The sequence below is a fragment of the Kribbella endophytica genome, assembly GCF_054781295.1.
This window is the reverse complement of the sequence record NZ_BAAGUR010000003.1, coordinates 1,065,381-1,080,006: the sequence shown is the minus strand read 5'-3', so window position 1 is coordinate 1,080,006 and position 14,626 is coordinate 1,065,381. Positions and strand designations below refer to the sequence as shown.

The 14,626-nt window shown below is 70.2% G+C and carries 16 protein-coding genes; 3 read left to right on the top strand and 13 right to left on the bottom strand.

Annotated elements, in window-relative coordinates; translation table 11 throughout:
• Positions 1 to 17: 17 nt before the first annotated feature.
• The 10 genes from ACYVIO_RS31485 to ACYVIO_RS31440 all read right to left on the bottom strand — a co-directional run bounded on the left by ACYVIO_RS31485 (position 18) and on the right by ACYVIO_RS31440 (position 11,573).
• The gene (locus tag ACYVIO_RS31485) at positions 18 to 1,094 is read right to left on the bottom strand and encodes a protein phosphatase 2C domain-containing protein (protein ID WP_460654558.1); all 1,077 of its coding nucleotides are present in this window, start codon (positions 1,092 to 1,094) and stop codon (positions 18 to 20) included.
• Positions 1,079 to 3,055: a serine/threonine-protein kinase gene (locus ACYVIO_RS31480; protein ID WP_460654557.1), complete on the bottom strand. Its 1,977-nt coding sequence runs from the start codon at positions 3,053 to 3,055 to the stop codon at positions 1,079 to 1,081. The genes ACYVIO_RS31485 and ACYVIO_RS31480 overlap by 16 nt, the downstream gene beginning before the upstream one ends.
• Positions 3,056 to 3,429: 374 nt before the next feature.
• Complete coding sequence (locus ACYVIO_RS31475) at positions 3,430 to 4,578, bottom strand: hypothetical protein (protein WP_460654556.1); 1,149 nt, start codon at positions 4,576 to 4,578, stop codon at positions 3,430 to 3,432.
• Positions 4,578 to 5,564: a glutamate ABC transporter substrate-binding protein gene (locus ACYVIO_RS31470; protein ID WP_460654555.1), complete on the bottom strand. Its 987-nt coding sequence runs from the start codon at positions 5,562 to 5,564 to the stop codon at positions 4,578 to 4,580. The genes ACYVIO_RS31475 and ACYVIO_RS31470 overlap by 1 nt, the downstream gene beginning before the upstream one ends.
• Positions 5,561 to 6,889, bottom strand: a complete 1,329-nt coding sequence (locus tag ACYVIO_RS31465; protein ID WP_460654554.1) for a hypothetical protein — start codon at positions 6,887 to 6,889, stop codon at positions 5,561 to 5,563. The genes ACYVIO_RS31470 and ACYVIO_RS31465 overlap by 4 nt, the downstream gene beginning before the upstream one ends.
• Complete coding sequence (locus tag ACYVIO_RS31460) at positions 6,886 to 8,286, bottom strand: AAA family ATPase (RefSeq protein WP_460654553.1); 1,401 nt, start codon at positions 8,284 to 8,286, stop codon at positions 6,886 to 6,888. The genes ACYVIO_RS31465 and ACYVIO_RS31460 overlap by 4 nt, the downstream gene beginning before the upstream one ends.
• Positions 8,283 to 8,867, bottom strand: coding sequence for a hypothetical protein (locus ACYVIO_RS31455; protein ID WP_460654552.1), 585 nt, complete (start codon positions 8,865 to 8,867; stop codon positions 8,283 to 8,285). Before ACYVIO_RS31455 ends, ACYVIO_RS31460 begins: the two co-directional genes overlap by 4 nt.
• A 36-nt stretch (positions 8,868 to 8,903) precedes the next feature.
• Entirely contained in the window at positions 8,904 to 10,184 is a 1,281-nt protein-coding gene (locus tag ACYVIO_RS31450) for a toxic anion resistance protein (RefSeq protein ID WP_460654551.1), read from the bottom strand.
• Positions 10,185 to 10,323: 139 nt separating this feature from the next.
• Positions 10,324 to 10,785 carry a dihydrofolate reductase gene (locus tag ACYVIO_RS31445; protein WP_460654550.1) on the bottom strand — a complete coding sequence of 154 codons (462 nt, stop codon included), beginning with the start codon at positions 10,783 to 10,785 and terminating at the stop codon, positions 10,324 to 10,326.
• The gene (locus ACYVIO_RS31440; RefSeq protein ID WP_460654549.1) at positions 10,782 to 11,573 is read right to left on the bottom strand and encodes a thymidylate synthase; all 792 of its coding nucleotides are present in this window, start codon (positions 11,571 to 11,573) and stop codon (positions 10,782 to 10,784) included. Before ACYVIO_RS31440 ends, ACYVIO_RS31445 begins: the two co-directional genes overlap by 4 nt.
• A gap of 104 nt (positions 11,574 to 11,677) precedes the next feature.
• Here ACYVIO_RS31440 and ACYVIO_RS31435 point away from each other — a divergent pair, with 104 nt between their 5' ends.
• Entirely contained in the window at positions 11,678 to 12,334 is a 657-nt protein-coding gene (locus ACYVIO_RS31435; RefSeq protein ID WP_460654548.1) for a peptidyl-tRNA hydrolase, read from the top strand.
• 1 nt (position 12,335) lies between these two features.
• On the opposite strand, the gene ACYVIO_RS31430 is transcribed toward ACYVIO_RS31435, so the two are convergent.
• Genes ACYVIO_RS31430 through ACYVIO_RS31420 form a run of 3 tightly spaced genes read right to left on the bottom strand, consistent with a single transcriptional unit; the run spans position 12,336 to position 13,752 of the window.
• Complete coding sequence (locus tag ACYVIO_RS31430) at positions 12,336 to 12,941, bottom strand: dihydrofolate reductase family protein (protein WP_460654547.1); 606 nt, start codon at positions 12,939 to 12,941, stop codon at positions 12,336 to 12,338.
• Positions 12,938 to 13,417, bottom strand: a complete 480-nt coding sequence (locus ACYVIO_RS31425) for an SRPBCC family protein (protein WP_460654546.1) — start codon at positions 13,415 to 13,417, stop codon at positions 12,938 to 12,940. Before ACYVIO_RS31425 ends, ACYVIO_RS31430 begins: the two co-directional genes overlap by 4 nt.
• Positions 13,414 to 13,752 (bottom strand): ArsR/SmtB family transcription factor, encoded by a 339-nt coding sequence (locus ACYVIO_RS31420; protein ID WP_460654545.1) that lies wholly within the window; start codon positions 13,750 to 13,752, stop codon positions 13,414 to 13,416. The genes ACYVIO_RS31425 and ACYVIO_RS31420 overlap by 4 nt, the downstream gene beginning before the upstream one ends.
• Positions 13,753 to 13,875: 123 nt before the next feature.
• Here ACYVIO_RS31420 and ACYVIO_RS31415 point away from each other — a divergent pair, with 123 nt between their 5' ends.
• Together ACYVIO_RS31415 and ACYVIO_RS31410 are read left to right on the top strand one after the other, a co-directional pair.
• Positions 13,876 to 14,100 carry a hypothetical protein gene (locus ACYVIO_RS31415; RefSeq protein ID WP_460654544.1) on the top strand — a complete coding sequence of 75 codons (225 nt, stop codon included), beginning with the start codon at positions 13,876 to 13,878 and terminating at the stop codon, positions 14,098 to 14,100.
• Positions 14,100 to 14,591 (top strand): Clp protease N-terminal domain-containing protein, encoded by a 492-nt coding sequence (locus ACYVIO_RS31410; RefSeq protein ID WP_460654543.1) that lies wholly within the window; start codon positions 14,100 to 14,102, stop codon positions 14,589 to 14,591. Before ACYVIO_RS31415 ends, ACYVIO_RS31410 begins: the two co-directional genes overlap by 1 nt.
• The last annotated feature ends 35 nt before the right edge of the window (positions 14,592 to 14,626 follow it).

Below are 14,626 nucleotides of genomic sequence, written 5' to 3'. Positions count from 1 at the left end.
CTTTCGTTCCGGCGAAATCAGGGGAGGCGCGCGAGCGCGACGGTGATGTTGTCCTGGCCGCCCTGGGCGTTCGCCCAGTCGACCAGTGCGGACGAGGTGGCCAGCGGCTCGCCACCGTGGGCCGCAGCGGTCTGACGGACCAGGTCGGCCAGCGGTGCCGCTTCGGAGCAGTAGTTCCACAGCCCGTCCGAGCAGACCAGCAGCCAGCCCGGACCGTCCACCCGGAGCGTGGTCGTTCGCGGTGTGTGGTCAGGGGCGTCCTTGCCCAGCCAGCGGGTGATCGCGTGTGCCTGCGGACCGGTCTCGGCCTCGTGCCGCGGTACGCCGGTGGCGATCAGCTCGGCGGCCCAGGAGTCGTCCACGGTGAGCCCGACAGCCTCGGCGTTGTCCGGGAACCAGTACGCCCGGCTGTCGCCGACCACGCCGGCCACCAGCAGGCCCGCCTCGAGCACGGTGGCGACGAACGTGCAGGACGCCGGGTTCGGGCTGTCCGGACTCGTGTTCTCCAGTACGGCGTCGCTCGCGGCGTCAGCGGCCGCGTTGAGCCGGGCAATGACCGCCGCCTCGCGTGACGACTCCGTGCCCATGCCCTGCGCGTGACCTGCGGCCAGTACGTCGCGTGCGGCGCGGGCCGCGGCCAGGCTGGCCACGTCCGAGTCGAGCGAGGAGCTCACGCCGTCGCAGACGACCAGCAGAGCCCGGCTGCCCGGCTCCGGGTCGGCAGCGATGGCCACGGCGTCCTCGTTGCGGCTGTGCCGGATGCCTCGGTCGCAGACCGCGGCGACCCAGGGTGCGGGCTGCTCGCTGAAGTGGTCACGCGGCTTGCTGGCCTTCGTACCGCAGGTCTCGCAGTAGCCGTCGGCACTGACCGTGCCGCCGCAGGAGCGGCACGGCCCGGGCGTGAACGCCTCGGCCGGGGCACCGGTGTGCAGCTCGATCGTCGGCTCGGTGTCGGTGTCCAGCGCCGGAGTGCTCGGTGCCGCGCCGGGCTGCAGCTCGGCGCCGCAGCTCTCGCAGTACAGGTCGGCGTCGGAGACCGGTTCGCCGCAGCTCGGGCAAACCGTCCGGGTCGTACTCGTCATCGCAGCGTCCATCCTCGAACCTCGTTGGCCAGGTCGACCAGGGCGATCCGTTCCTCCCGGCTGGTGGCGTGGCCGGCCAGCTCACGGTAGGCCGACTCCAGGCCGGCGCGCAGGTCCGACTCGGTCGCGGCGCGCTGCGAGATCACCACCTGCGGGTCCGGGCCGTTGGCCAGGACGACGTCCAGCGCCGTCCGGAACACGCTCGCCGACAGGTTCGCCCGGTCCACCGGGTCGATCGTCAGGTCGTCGATACTGCCCATGGCCTCGGCCAGTGCGCCCAGTCCACGCCCCGATCCTGCCAGCAGACCGGCTCGCATCCGGCGAGCCCGGATGTACGCGCCACTGGTCGGCGGGACCAGGTCGAGTGCCGCGACCGCTCCGTCGAGGTCGCCACGCTCCGACCGGATCGCCGCCAGCCCGAAGGCCGACGGGGCGATGTAGTTGGCGTCCGTGCGGGCGCAGGTCAGGTAGAGCCCCTCGGCCACGTCGTACTCGCCGCTGAGCCGGCACGACTCCGCCAGCGCCAGCTTCGGCGCCAGCTCGCCGGGCACCTGGCCGTAGACCGCGTTGAACGCCGACTGCGCGCTGGCCGAGTCCTTGCGGGCCAGGGCGACCAGTCCGGCCATCCAGACCGCGCGCCACTCCCACGGGTCCAGCTTCAGCAGGTCGGCGACGGCAGTGTCGACCAGTTCGTACTGGCCGACGTCCAGGGCGGCTTGAGCGAACTCCAGCAGTGTCTGCGGAGTCTGCTCCGGTGCGTTGGCCACCGCCTCCAGCCGCTGCAGCGGGTCCTGCACGCTGACCGTCTTCAGCCAGTTGGCCATCTTGTCGCTGTCGTCGGGCAGCATCGAGGGGAGGCGCTGCCACGGCAGCGCAGCCTCACCGAGGCCGGTCGCCCGGTCACCTGGGCTGCCGAAGAGCAGGGAGGAGGTGGAGTGCTGCGCAGCGCCGTACGGCTGCTTGGCAGCGACCACCTCCCGCAGTACGCCGAGCAGCTGCACCCGCAGCTCGTCGGCGGAGACGAAGCGGTCGGCCGGGTCCTTCGCGCACGCCTTGAGCAGCAGGCGGTAGAAGGAGTCGAACTCCTGGAACAGCGGGACGTCGGACACCGGCGGCAGCGAGGAGAGGTACGTCGACTGGTAGCCGCGGAACTCCATCGCCAGCACCGTCAGCGTGCGGCCGAGCGTGTAGATGTCCGAGGCGATCGACGTACCGACCTCCGGGACCTCGGGGGCCTGGTAGCCGACCGTGCCGTAGATCGCGGAGTCCATGTCGTCGATCTGCCGGACGCCGCCCAGGTCGATCAGCTTCACGGCGTCGCCGACCTGGATGATGTTGTCCGGCTTGAAGTCGCAGTAGACCAGTTCGAGGTCGTGCAGGTAGGAGAACGCGGGCAGGATCTCCAGCAGGTAGGCGATCGCCTGGTCGACGGGCAGGGCGTCGTACCGGCCGTTGTTGGCCTGCATGCGCTGCTTGAGCAGGGTCTTCAACGACGTGCCGCCGACGTACTCCATGACGATGTAGCCGGCGCCGTCGTGGGTGACGAAGTTGTAGATCTCGACGATCAGCGGGTGCTCGACCCGGGCCAGGAACTGCTGCTCGGCGATCGCCGCGGCGACCGCGTCGGGGTCCTCGGAGTTCAGCAGGCCCTTGAGCACGACCCACCGGTTGGACACGTTCTGGTCCTGGGCCATGTAGATCCAGCCGAAACCGCCGTGCGCGAGACAGCCCGCGACCTTGTACTGCCCGCCGACCAGGTCGCCCGGCTGCAGCTTCGGCGAGAACGAGAACGGGCTGCGGCACTTCGGGCAGAAGCCCTCGGTGCGTCCCGGCTGGCCGTCACGCCCTCGACCGACCGCGTTCCCGCAGTTCGGGCAGTTCCTGCGGTCCTCGGGGACCATCGGGTTCTTCAGGATCGCCTTGCTCGCGTCGATCGGCGGGATCGACGGCACGCTGGTCAGACCGGCGCCCAAGCGGGCTCCGCGCAACCGGGTGGACGAGGTGCCAAGCCGGCGCGTCAGCTTCGACCCGGCCGCCTGCGCCCGAGCCGACCCCAGGGGAGTGGACGCCAACCGGTTGGAAGCCCGAGACACTGTCGAAGGCGAGCTGATCGGCTCGGCCGCAGCGCTCGTACTACTACCGCCGGCACCGCCAGGTGTGCCGCAGACATCGCAGTACCCGTCGACAACCGTGCCGTCGCAGCCAGGCTGCTGGCAGGCGCCGGCTGCAGCAGGTGCGCCCAGCCCAGCCGTGCCACTGTTAGTGGTGACAGCTACTGCTGCAGGTGAGCCGCAGACATCGCAGTAGCCGTCGGCGATGGTGCCGGTGCATCCCGGCTGGGTGCAGGTCATGTTGTCCCTCCGACACTGTTGTCCAAGTAGGTCTGGTACGCCGCGGTCAGCGCGGCCAGCCGGACCAGATCCACTGGCTCCGCCTTCAGTACTTCCCGTCCTCGCCGGTACAGCTCGGCCAGGTCCTCCGTAGTTCCCGGTGTGCGAGCGACACTGCCCGCCTTCACCTGGTACGCGTCCAGCCGAGCAGCCAGCTCGTCCCGCCGCGCCAGCGCAGCGCCGTACGCCGACTGCGCCTGCCCGAGCGCACGCCGTACGGCGTCCAGCCGCTTCAGGTACTTGTCCAGCTCAGCAGGCGTGTTCGGCACGGCTCCAAGAGCAGCCACATTCGGTACGCCGAGCCGCGGCGCCGGCGTGACCGCGGCGACGCACTGGTCGGCCAACGCACGCACTGCCGTCCCCTGTGCCTCCAGCTCGGTCCGCAAGGTCCGCGCCCGCGCCACGTCAGCAGCCCGCTCCCGCCGAGTCGCCGACCCGACGATGAGGTCCCGCTCGGCCAGTGCCGCGTCGATCTCCAGCGGCCCGATCAGCCCACCGACATCAGCGCCCCGCTTGGACCGCTCGGTCAGGTCGGTCACGCGCCGATCCAGGTCGTGGTGCTTCGCGATCGCATCGTTCCGGCTCGCCGCGGGCTCCCGCGTGACCAGGTCGTTGATCCGCTCGACCTGTGCCCGCAGCTGCCGCAGCCGCGCCGCCAGATCCGCGTCGCCGGGCTCCAGCGCGAGCTTGGCCCGTAGCGTCGCCGCCAGCGCGTCCGACAAAGTGCATGCCTCAGGCAACGAAACGGCCAGCGACCCGCCGGCGCCACCGGCCCCCGAGGTGGTGTCGAGCCCGCCCCAGATCAGCGTCGAGATCCGCTCGGTCTCGGTCGCGCCGACCCGCCCGGAGTCCCAGGTCAGCAGGATCAGCTCGTACCGGTCCGAGACCGCCTTCCAGACCGCCATGCTGAGCACGACGTCCGCGCTCAGCGCGTCGGCATCGGCGGCGTGCAGGGCGGCCTGGTCGAGCTCGTCCAGCTCGGCCCGCCGCCGGTCCCGCCAGCTCCCGAGCGCGTCGAGGAACGCCAGCAGCTCCGTTGCCGGGATGCTGCTGCCGATCCTGCCCGGTGGTGCCGGCGCGACGGCGGTCGGCGTACGAACGGTCATCAGCCCCTGCCGTACAGGGCCACCGGCGGCGTCGGCGCCGGGCCGAGCGTCGGAGCGAGCCACTTGTCGTACGACGCCTTCCAGCGCCCTTCGGCCTTCATCTGGGCGAGCACGCCGTTGACGAACTGGACGAAGTCCTTGTCGTCCTTCGACATGCCCAGCCCGTACGGCTCGTCGCTGATCCGCTCGTCCTGAATGATCCGCGCGTACGGGTCCTGCGCGGCCTCGCCGGCCAGCACGGTGTCGTCCCCCGTGATCCCGTCCGCCTTGCCCTGCTGGAACAGCACCAGGCACCCGGTGTCGGTGTCGGCGGTGATCGCCTTGACGCCGCGGTCCTTGTACTTGTTCAGGTTGTCCAGGCTGGTCGAGCCGGCCGGCGCGCAGACCGTCTTGCCACGCAGGTCGGCCAGGCTCTTGGCGGGCGAGTCGCGCTGCACGAGCGTCTTCTGGCCCGACCGGTAGTACTCGGCCGAGAACGCGATCTGCTGCCAGCGCGCGCAGTTGATCGTCATGTTCCGGGCGACGATGTCGATGTCGGAGTTCTTGTTCTGCAGCACCGGGATGCGTTGCGGGCTGGAGATCACCACCAGCTCGACCTTGTTCGGGTCGCCGAAGATCGCCCGCGCGACCTCGCGGATCATGTCGATGTCGAAGCCCTCGATCGCGCCGCTGATCGGGTTGCGTGAGCCCAGGTTCAGGCTGTCGGCCGAGATCCCGGCCCGCAGTCTGCCGCGGTGCTCGATGTCGGCCATCTTCGAGCCGACCGGCATCTGGCTGCCCGGCGCCGGCAATGCACCGGTCGGCGCGTAGGAGCGCAGCTCGTCCCGCAGGTTGTTCGTGCAGGTCGGTCCGGGCGGCGGCGGCGCCGTAGTGGTCGGGGCGGCCGGGTCCGGCGGGATCTCGGTGGCCGCGTAGTCGCCCGAACCGCACGCGGCCAGAGCGAGCAGCGCGACGGTGCTGCCGGCGGCGATCAGCTGCTTCTTCATCGGTATTCCCCCAGACGCTGGGACAGGCCCCAGGCGGCGAGCAGTGCGGCGAGGATCCCGATCGGCAGGCCGAGCCAGCCGATCGGTGGCAGCGAGCCGCGCGCGTCGGCGAGCTGCGCCTGCGCCGCGTCGCTGGCGTCGGCGAGCTTCGAGGTCGAGGACTTGTCGAAGTTCGTGAACGGCGCGGTCGCCGTGTTCGGCCCGGTACCGATCGCCTGGTCCACGGCGGCGTCCCACTTGCCGCTGTCGTCGGCCTTGCGGATCGCGACGTGGGCGATCTTGTACTCCTCCCACGCGCTGGCTGCGTTCCCGGCGCCTGACCCGATCGTGGCGAGCTGCTCGTCCACCTGGTCGGACGCCGCCTTCCAGGCCTTCTCGAAGTCCGCGCCGGAGCCGCGGGCGATCAGGGTCAGGCTCTCGTTCGACTTCGCGTCGTACGCCGCGATCCGCGCCCGCGCCAGCACCAGTGCGTCGGAGTACTCGTCGGCGAAGGTGTCCTTCGCCGAGCTGCTCGCACCGGCCAGGCCGGCGCCGCCGACCACCATCGTCAGCAGCACCAGCACGGCGCCTGCGGCGACCGGGACGTTCAGGTACCGGTGGGTGCGCTTGGCCAGCCACACCATCGTCAGCACCAGGACGGCGAGGCTGATGATCCCTCCGACGATCAGCCAGACGTTGCCGCCGCCGACCCCGTCGAACTCGGTGTCGACGCGGTCCTCGTTGGCCGAGACCAGCGCGTTGAGCAGGGGGAGCGATTCGTTCTGCAGGGTCGCGTTGGCGTCCTTCAGATACTGCGAGCCGATCGGCAGGCCCTGCCGGTTGTTGGTCCGGGCCTGCTCGATCTCGCCGGCGTAGGTGAGCAGCGTCGCGTTGAGCGCGCCGAGCACGGTCTGGTCGGCGGGCTGCGCGGTCGAGGCCTGGGCGATCAGCTTGGAGGCCGTCGCGAGCGAGTCGACGAAGTGCTGGCGCTGGGCCGGCGGCTCGAGGCCACCGACCAGGAAGGCGTTGGTGGCGTCGGCGTTGGCCGCGACCAGGTTGGTGTGGATCGCCTGGACCCGGACCAGCTGGGCGGTGTTGGCCTCGGCCCGCTTCAGGGCGCCGTCGGACTGGCGGAACCCCTGCGCGGCGGCCAGACCGAACAGCACCGCGATCACCGCGGACAGGATGAGCAGGGCGCGCATGCGGCCCGGCGTGCCGTAGAAGAAGACGTTGAGCAGGCCGTGTGGCTTGCGGGGCCCTGGTGCCTGCTGTGGCGCGCCGCTCGGGGCAGCGGGCGTGGCCGGCGGCGACCAGGTCGCCGGGGGCGCACTGACTGTCTGGGTCACGCCTGTTCTCCTTGCTCGGGCAGCTCTTCACTGACCAGCTCTGTTCCAACCTCAGAAGTGCTGGGCGCCGCAGGTGGGTGGAGGTCCTCGTCGGTGAGGTCCTCGGCCAGGATCTGACGCAGCTGGTCGGTCGTGGGTGCCGTCACGTCGCGCAGGCGCCAGGCGTGCCGGCCGATCGCGGCCTCCAGCGTGTTGCGGGCGAACCGGCCGTTGCCGAACGAGCGGTTCCGCGCCGTCGACGACAGGACCACCTGGAAGTGCTCCAGCGCCTCCGGGGTCAGCTCGTAGTCAGCGGCCTCGGCCAGGCCGGTCAGGATGTCGGTGAGCTCGGCGTCGGTGTAGTCCTCGAAGCCGATCGTGGTCCTGAACCGGCTGGCCAGTCCGGGGTTCGCGGCGATGAACGTCTCCATCGGTTCGGGGTACCCGGCGACGATGACGACCAGGTCGTCGCGGCGGTCCTCCATCTCCTTCACCAGGGTGTCGACCGCCTCCCGCCCGTACTGGTCGGTGCCCTGGTCGCCGGAGGTCAGGCTGTACGCCTCGTCGATGAACAGCACGCCACCGGCCGCCGACGCGACCACCTCGGCCGTCTTCGTTGCCGTCTGCCCCAGGTACCCGGCGACGAGCTCGGACCGGTCGACCTCGATCAGCTGGCCCTTCGAGAGCAGTCCCAGCGCCTTGTAGATCCCGCTGACCAGCCGGGCCACCGTGGTCTTGCCGGTCCCCGGGTTCCCCACGAAGACGAGGTGCCGGGTGATCGTCGGGCTCTTCAGGCCGGCATCGGTCCGCAGCTTTTCCACCCGCAGTACGGCGACCTGCCGGTGCACCTCCCGCTTGACCTTCTCCAACCCGGTCAGCTCGTCCAGCTCAGCCAGCAGCTCCTCCACCGACCGCTCGGGTACGGGAGCCTCCTCCACCTGAGCCGCCGCCTGGGGGACTGCCTGCTGAGCACCAGCGCTCGGCGGCGGTGTGTGGCCTGCCACCTGCAGCGGCCGGGCTCCCGCCGCCTGCAGCTGCGCGGCTGCGGCGACCGACGCGTTGCCGATGACCCGCATGGTCGGCTCACCGAGCGAGCAGGCGGCCGACGCCACCTCAGCCAGCGCTTCGGCGTACTGGACCTTCTCCGGCGAGCTCTGCGCGACCAGCTCACTCAGCACAGCAGTCGGCGAGCCACGCCATCTCCTGCCGCGTACTGCAGCGTCGAAGAAGTCCTGGGTGGTCGCACCCGGCGTCACCGCAGCCCAGTCCGCCGAAGCACCCTGAGCCGACTCGGCCAGCGCGGCGGCGAGTGAGAGCGCCTCTGCTCGCGCAGCGGTCTCAGCCACTCCCGCACGTGCGGCAACGGTCAGCAGACCGGCCAGTGCGTCCTTCAGCGAAGTACCCCCCGCGCTGCTCATGCCCCTCCTCGTCCTGGCGGTGGTTGCAATGGGCCCGCACCTGGCGGGACGTCTGGCGCCGGACTGGACGGCGTCTCACCCAGGGCGAGACTGCCACCGGTCGACCCGGTACCGAACTTCTCCTGCAGGAACCTGCCGTGCGCGACCAGCGCGGCCGCGTCGGCCCGGTTCACCGCGTCGAACACCTTGTCCATCGTCGCCCCCAGCAGGTCCAGCTGGTCGATCAGCAGCATCAGCGACGTCTTGCCGCGGTCCACCGGACGGCTGTCGGCCCACTGCCGCGGGAGCCGCAGGTACCCGCCGATGGCCTCCGGCAGGTAGTCCGTCGCCGTGGCCATCACCGAGTACGCCTGCATGCTGCCGCCGAGGTTGCCGAGCCGCGGGATGGTCTCCCGCACGATCCGGACCACCCGGTTGACCCGCGACGCGACCACGGCCGGTACGGCGCCGTCCGCGACCAGTTGCTCGACCCGGACCAGCGCGGCGAGCAGGTCGTCGGTGGTCGGTGCACGAGGGGTCGGGGCAGGCTCGGGCTCCGCCTTGCGGCCCGTGAGCCGCGCGAAGAAGTCACCCAGCGCCATGCAGTCCGTCCCGTCCCCCCGCTAGTACCGAATGGCTCAGCGACCGAGGTCGAGGCTGCCCTGGATCACGCGCTGGTCCTGCTGGGCGACCCGGTCCAGGTAGCTGCGGGACTTGGTCACCTCGCTCTCCAGCGTGCCGATGGTGGCGGCCATGCTGTCCAGCGCCTCCACCTTGAAGGTGTCGATCGCGTCCATCGTGGCGTAGATGTTGGCGAACGCCGCCTGCAGCTGCGGCAGCCCGATGGTCGCCGAGGCGGCCTGCTGCTGGATCGCGACCGAGTTGTCCCGCAGCATCTGCGAGGTGCGCTCGATCATCCCGCTGGTGGTCGTGTTCAGCGCCGTGATCTGGTCCAGCACGAGCTTCTGGTTGCCCAGCGCCTGCGCCACGATGACCGCCGTACGGAGTGCCGAGACGGTCGTGGTGGAGGCCCGGTCGACGCCCTTGATCAGCTCGATGTTGTTCCTGATCACGATGTCGATGGCCAGGTAGTTCTGGATCGACACGGCCAGCTGGACGAGCAGGTCCTGGTGCTTCTGGCGGACGTAGAACAGCACGTCCTCGCGCAGCGCCTTGGCCTTGTCCGGGTCGGTCACGTCCAGCTCGGCGATCGTCGCCGACAGCCGAGCGTCCAGCCGCTCGGCGACGTACACGTACTGGTTCAGCCGGCCCATCGCGTCCCAGAGCTGCTGCTTCTCCAGGTTCAGCGCGGCGTTGTCCTTGCCGAGCTCGTCCTGGCCGTTGCGCAGCGAGTGCAGGATGCCCTCGAGGTGGCTCTGCGCGCTCTGGTACTTGCGGAAGTAGTCCTCGATCTTGTCGCCGAACGGGATCATCCCGAGCAGCTTCTTCGGCCCGGTGGCTTCCTTCGGGTCGAGGTTCTCGACCGTACGGCGAAGCTCCAGCAGCGTCTTGCCGACCGTCGAGCCCTCGGCCAGACCGCCGCTGGTCAGCGCCTTGACCGGCGACTGGAGCAGCCGGTTCGAGCTCTCGGCGGCGTGCCGGATGTCGGCGTCACCCATGCTGCGGACGTCGGTCGCCTTGGCGGCGAACTCCGGCGAGCGCGGCGCGGCCGTCATCAGCGAGGTGAGGAAGGTGTCGACCTTCGAGTCCAGCCCCGGCAGCGCGGCCGGGTCGACCGCCGGCGCCATGCTCGGCGCGGCCGTCGCGGCCACCGCCTGTGTCGGCGCCGGTGCGGTGAGTATCAGTCCCGGTGCGGTCGCGGTCGGCGGCTGCAGCGGCGACACGGCCGGCTGGGCCTGTGCGGCACCCGCTCCCGCCCCTGCTGCCGGTGTCCCCGCGGTGTTGTCGGCTTCGGTCATCGTCGTTCCCCTCCGGTGGCCTGCCACGGGCCCGCGCCCGCGTCCCCTGTCACACACTCCGTGACGCGCACACAATCTACGCGGTTCCCGGTCCGTTGGGGCCAGGCGTTGCGGGTTCGTTGTCAGCGCAGCTAAACGGTCAGGACCGCAGGTAGCTGACGAACGTGAAGCCTTCGCGGGGGTCGCGGGCGGTCTCGGTCCAGGCGGCGGGGTCGATCGCGGGGAAGGTGACGTCGCCTTCGGGGGCCTGGTCGACCTCGGTGAGCTCCAGTCGGTCGGCGTACGGGAGCGCCAGACGGTAGATCTCGCCGCCGCCGGCCACGTAGATGTCGTTGCCATCAGCAAGCTTGAGGGCGTCGTCGATGGTGTGGACGACCTCGACACCTTCTGCGGACCAGTCGGGCTGCCGAGTGATGACGACGGTACGGCGGCCCGGCAGCGGGCGGCCGATGGAGTCGTAGGTCTTGCGGCCCATCACCAGCGTGTGGCCGAGGGTGAGCTGCTTGAAGTGCTGCAGGTCCTCGCGGATCCGCCAGGGCAGGTCGTTGTCACGGCCGATCACGCCGTTGCGGCCGACGGCCGCGATCAGGACGACGCTCATACCGCGATCGGCGCCTTGATCCCCGGGTGCGGGTCGTAGCCGGTCAGGACGACGTCCGCGATCTCGTAGTCGTTGATCGATTCACGCCGGGCCAGCTCGAGGGTCGGCAGCGGGCGCGGTGCGCGGGTGAGCTGCAGCTTGGCCTGATCGAGGTGGTTCAGGTAGAGGTGTGCGTCGCCGAGCGTGTGCACGAAGTCACCGACCTCAAGCCCGGTCTGCTGCGCGACCATGTGGGTCAGCAGCGCGTACGACGCGATGTTGAACGGGACGCCCAGAAAGATGTCGGCCGAGCGCTGGTACAGCTGGCAGGACAGCTTCCCCTCGGCGACGTAGAACTGGAACATCGTGTGGCACGGCGGCAGCGCCATGTTCTCCAGCTCCGACACGTTCCAGGCGCTGACCAGGTGGCGGCGGGAGTCCGGGTTCTTCTTGATCGCCTCGATCACGCCGCTGATCTGGTCGACGTGCCGGCCGTCCGGCGTCGGCCAGGAGCGCCACTGGTAGCCGTAGACCGGGCCGAGCTCGCCGTTCTCGTCGGCCCACTCGTCCCAGATCGAGATGCCGTTCTCCTGCATCCACTTCACGTTCGTCGAGCCGCTGAGGAACCAGATCAGCTCGCCGACCACGGACTTCAGGTGCAGCTTCTTGGTGGTCACTGCCGGGAATCCCGCGCTCAGGTCGTACCGGGTCTGGTGCCCGAACACGCTCAGCGTGCCGGTGCCGGTGCGGTCGCCCTTCTCGACACCGTGGGTGAGAACGTGGTCGAGGAGCTCCAAGTACTGCCGCATGACGCCGACCTTACAACTGTCGCCTCGGGCCGGATCGGAGGCACTCGCGGGCTGGGCGCCGGGTGTCCGCTGAGCGTTCACGGCGGCCTGGCAGACTCGCGCGGGTGAGTGATGTGGAGTACGTGCTGACGCTGGTGCTGCACGTGGAGAAGAACGACCGGCCGGCCCAGACGGACGCGCTGGAGACCGCGGCGCGCGCCGTACTGGCGATCCTGGCCGACGAGCGCTCGACCGGCGAGGGCGAGTGGGCCGAGGCGATGCACGCCTGGCAGGACGCCCGCATCCGCAAGGTCGTACGCCGGGCGCGAGGTATCGAGTGGCGCCGAGCGGAGGCGCTCCCGGGGATCACCATCACCGGAGGAACTGCCGAAGTCAGAGTCTTCCCACCCGTACCGCTGGACGAAGTACCGAAGGACCTCTCGAAGTTGCAGGTCACCGGCACCGACCTGGAAGACGACGAGCTACCGGCCGTGTCGCCTGGAGTGCCGACGCTGTGGGTCAACCCGACCCTAGAGATGTCCACCGGCAAGACCATGGCCCAGGTAGGCCACGCCGCCCACCTGACCTGGTGGGCCTTGTCGGACACCGCCCGCAAGGCCTGGCTCGCCGACGACTTCCACCTGGCAGTCCGGACAGCCACACCCACCCAGTGGAAGCAGTTGCTCCGCAGCAACCTCCCCGTCGTACAGGATGCAGGCTTCACCGAGGTAGAACCCGGCAGCCGCACCGTCGTCGCGGATCACCCAGCCCAGCCGCAGTAGCTCACTCCTTCTTCCGTACGGCGTACGTGAGGTGCTGGGCCTGGGGCGTCGAGATCGCGCTGGTCAGGTCCAGGTCGACTCTCGGTGCGTCGCCCGCTGGGTACAACCGCGTCCCACCGCCCAGTACGACGGGCGCAACGTGCAGGCGGAGTACGTCGGCCAGGCCGGCCGCGAGGACCGCGTGGCAGATCTCGCCGCCTCCCATCACCACCGTCTCCTTGTCGCCCGCGGCCTTGCGGGCCTGGTCGATCGCGTCGGCGAGGTCGGTGACGAACGTGAAGCGGTCGCCGAGCCGGGTCTGGGCGGGAGCCTCATGGGTGACGACGAAGATCGGCGGGTTCACCTCGCCGGTGGGCTTCGCGCCGTACCCCATCTCGTCGCTCCAGCCGTCCGGGGCGTCGATCACGTCGAAGAGCCCGCGCCCCTGCACCACCGAGCCGGTCTCGGCGAAGCTCCGGTCGAGCACGGCCCGGTCGTCGTCGTTGCCGTCGAAGACCCAGCCGTGCAGCGCCTCGCCGTCGTCGCCGAGGCCGTTGCCCGGGCCGGCGTTCGGCCCGGTGACGTACCCGTCCAGCGAGACGGTGATGTCGACGACGACCGGGCTCATCGGCCGGTCTCCTTCGCGACCAGGGCGGTCAGGTTGTCCAGCCCCTCGTTCAGGCCGCGTTCCATGCCGCTCGCGACCATGCCGTCGCGGGCCTCGATCGACGGGAACACCGACCAGACCCGCAGCTGCACGCCCTTCTCGGTCGCGGTGTAGGTCGCCTTCTCCAGGCTGACCTCGCCCGGGAAGCTCTCGAACTCGAAGGTCTGGATCACCATCGCGCCGGGCTCGATCGCGTGGAAGACGCCGCGGAAGGCGTACTCGTTGCCGTCGGCGTCGCGGTGGAGGTAGCGGTAGCGGCCGCCCGGGCGGACGTCGTACTCGACGACCTCCATCTGCAGGTCGTTCGGGCCGAGCCACTGCGAGACCAGGTTCGGGTCGGTGGAGACCTTGAACAGCTGTGCCGGGGTGGCGTCGAAGTCGCGGAGCACCTCGATGAACGGGGTGTTCGCGGGCGCGTTGATGATCGTGTCGCTCACTGGTCCTGCTCCTTCACGGTTTCGAGGACGGCGTCGATTGCGCGGAACCGGCGCTCGGTGGTCAGTCGGTACTGGTCGATCCAGCTGGTCAGCTGCTCGAGGGCGCTCGGGGCGAGGTGGCACGGCCGGCGCTGGCCGTCGCGGGTCCGGGTGATCAGCCCGGCGGACTCCAGCACGGAGATGTGCCGGGAGACCGCCTGGAGCGTGATCGGGAACGGCTCGGCGAGCTCGTTCACCGTCGCCGGACCGCGGGACAGCCGGGCGATCAGCGACCGCCGGACCGGGTCGGCCAGGGCCAGAAAGGCCCGGTCGAGTGCTGCTTCGTCGTACTCCATCTTTATCAACCAATTCCTTGATCAACCGATGTGTTGAATATAGAGCTGGGATTCGCGGAGGTCAAGGGTGAGGTTTTAGCAACTCCGGTTGACATCCAGGGACTGTCAACCTAGGTTGCTTAGATGGACGAGTTGGTGGATCCGGAAGATCCCGGTGCCGGGCTGGCGGCGGTCGTCGCGTTGCGGCGGCTGGCCGATCGGCTGGAGGACAGCCAGGTGGAGCAGGCGATGCGGACCGGCTGGAGCTGGTCCGACGTGGCCGAGGTGCTGGGGGTCACCCGGCAGGCCGTGCACAAGAAACACGCCAAGCGGCTGATCGCCGCGGGTGTCGCCCTGAGGAGGCGCTGATGAACACTGCTGCCAAGGATGTCCGCGCGGTCCTGGTTCGCGGAGCGCGCCAGGAGGCGCAGCACGACGGTTCGTCGACGATCGAGCCCGAGCACGTCCTGCTGGCGCTGGCCGCTTTGGACGGTACGGCGACCGCCCGGCTGCTCGCCGCCGCCGGGCTGACGCGCGACGCCGTACGGGCTGCCCTGGATCGCGAGTGGGAACAGAGCCTCGCCGTCGCCGGCGTCCGGATCGACGTCGCACAGTTGCCCTCGGCAACGCCAGACCCCGCCCGCAAACCCCGCATCGGCGAGTCCACGGTCAAACTCCTGAAGCGCGCCATGGAGGCGTCCCCCGAACTCGGCGGCGGTCGAATCACCGCCGCCCACATGTTCGTCGGCGTACTCGACACCAAGCTGGGCAGGATTTCCCGCGTCCTCGACCTGCTCGCCGTCGACCGCCCGGCGCTGCGCGCCGAGGTCGCAGCGTCAGCCAATCGCGGCGAGCGCTGATGACACTCGCCCGCCCACGGTCTGCTCGCTCCCGG

Excerpts from the sequence above, each read along its gene's own strand:
- ACYVIO_RS31440 (WP_460654549.1), bottom strand. The coding sequence starts at position 11,573 with ATGCGGCAGTACTTGGAGCTCCTCGACCACGTTCTCACCCACGGTGTC.
- ACYVIO_RS31475 (WP_460654556.1), bottom strand. The coding sequence starts at position 4,578 with ATGACCGTTCGTACGCCGACCGCCGTCGCGCCGGCACCACCGGGCAGG.
- ACYVIO_RS31420 (WP_460654545.1), bottom strand. The coding sequence starts at position 13,752 with ATGGAGTACGACGAAGCAGCACTCGACCGGGCCTTTCTGGCCCTGGCC.
- ACYVIO_RS31455 (WP_460654552.1), bottom strand. The coding sequence starts at position 8,867 with ATGGCGCTGGGTGACTTCTTCGCGCGGCTCACGGGCCGCAAGGCGGAG.
- ACYVIO_RS31485 (WP_460654558.1), bottom strand. The coding sequence starts at position 1,094 with ATGGACGCTGCGATGACGAGTACGACCCGGACGGTTTGCCCGAGCTGC.
- ACYVIO_RS31450 (WP_460654551.1), bottom strand. The coding sequence starts at position 10,184 with ATGACCGAAGCCGACAACACCGCGGGGACACCGGCAGCAGGGGCGGGA.
- ACYVIO_RS31445 (WP_460654550.1), bottom strand. The coding sequence starts at position 10,785 with ATGAGCGTCGTCCTGATCGCGGCCGTCGGCCGCAACGGCGTGATCGGC.
- ACYVIO_RS31410 (WP_460654543.1), top strand. The coding sequence starts at position 14,100 with ATGAACACTGCTGCCAAGGATGTCCGCGCGGTCCTGGTTCGCGGAGCG.
- ACYVIO_RS31470 (WP_460654555.1), bottom strand. The coding sequence starts at position 5,564 with ATGAAGAAGCAGCTGATCGCCGCCGGCAGCACCGTCGCGCTGCTCGCT.
- ACYVIO_RS31460 (WP_460654553.1), bottom strand. The coding sequence starts at position 8,286 with ATGAGCAGCGCGGGGGGTACTTCGCTGAAGGACGCACTGGCCGGTCTG.
- ACYVIO_RS31415 (WP_460654544.1), top strand. The coding sequence starts at position 13,876 with ATGGACGAGTTGGTGGATCCGGAAGATCCCGGTGCCGGGCTGGCGGCG.
- ACYVIO_RS31430 (WP_460654547.1), bottom strand. The coding sequence starts at position 12,941 with ATGAGCCCGGTCGTCGTCGACATCACCGTCTCGCTGGACGGGTACGTC.